Origin of the sequence: Pseudomonas sp. NY15364 (genome assembly GCF_048068235.1) — a bacterium.
Classification (GTDB): domain Bacteria; phylum Pseudomonadota; class Gammaproteobacteria; order Pseudomonadales; family Pseudomonadaceae; genus Aquipseudomonas; species Aquipseudomonas mendocina_D.
The window spans coordinates 1-842 of the sequence record NZ_JBLUPX010000085.1 but is presented as its reverse complement, the minus strand read 5'-3'; the positions used below and the strand labels follow the sequence as shown (position 1 = coordinate 842).

Below are 842 nucleotides of genomic sequence, written 5' to 3'. Positions count from 1 at the left end.
CCTCAGCCTGGCCAACACTGAACGATTGCGGGCTCGCCGGCAGCGTCAGCAGGTCATCACGGACACCGCCCACCAGGGCGACACGGTAGAACATTGCCGCGCCGGCGATCGGCTCAACGCCGTACAGATAGCCGTCGCGGATCTGAAACGGCGCCAAGCATGGGCCCAGCGTCCAGGCCGGCGCATTGACGCGGATCGATGTCCAGCCGACAGTCTCAATGATCCACGCCTGCTGCTCGTTCTGCAGCGCAAGCACGATATGCCCAGCATCGCGCGACAGTGCCAGGCCGATCTGCGGAATCGTGTAGTTGGGGCTGAGCACAACAGAGCCCAGCATCACGCCGGCACCATCGAACAGTCCAACGGTCACGCCCTCGTTTACCCACCAGGCAGCCGCATAGCGAGGCGCGTACACAACAGGCGGCTCATCACCACCGGCATAGACCATCATGCTCCCAAGCCAGCGGCCGGCGCCGAGGCTCCACAGTTCCGCCCGCGACGCCTGATCGGGTTGCAGGCCCGGCGCAGCGCTGCCGGACCACTCGGTATCGGCAGGCCAAGCCAGAGCGTGGCCACCAACCGAGTCCTGAACAATCAGCGCAGTCAGCCGGGCGCCGGCGGGCGCGACAGCAAGGGTTACAGTCGTATCCTGCTCGAGCGAAACCAGCCACGTCGGCGCCTGGCCGGCATCGAGCACCACAGAGGCACCAGTCGCCTGGCCAAGATCGCCGCCGCGCTCGGCCAGTTCTTGCAGCATGCCTGCAGTAATGCCGGCAAACACTATCGCGCCGGCCGGCCACGCTCGTTCGTTGCCCTCCAGCCCGCGCGTCACGGTAAGCACT

1 protein-coding gene is annotated in these 842 nt (G+C 66.3%); it reads right to left on the bottom strand.

Going from position 1 to position 842, the window contains the following annotated elements:
- Positions 1–842 (bottom strand): hypothetical protein (locus ACNFCJ_RS24030; protein WP_416773888.1); only part of this gene is annotated, 842 nt, incomplete at both ends.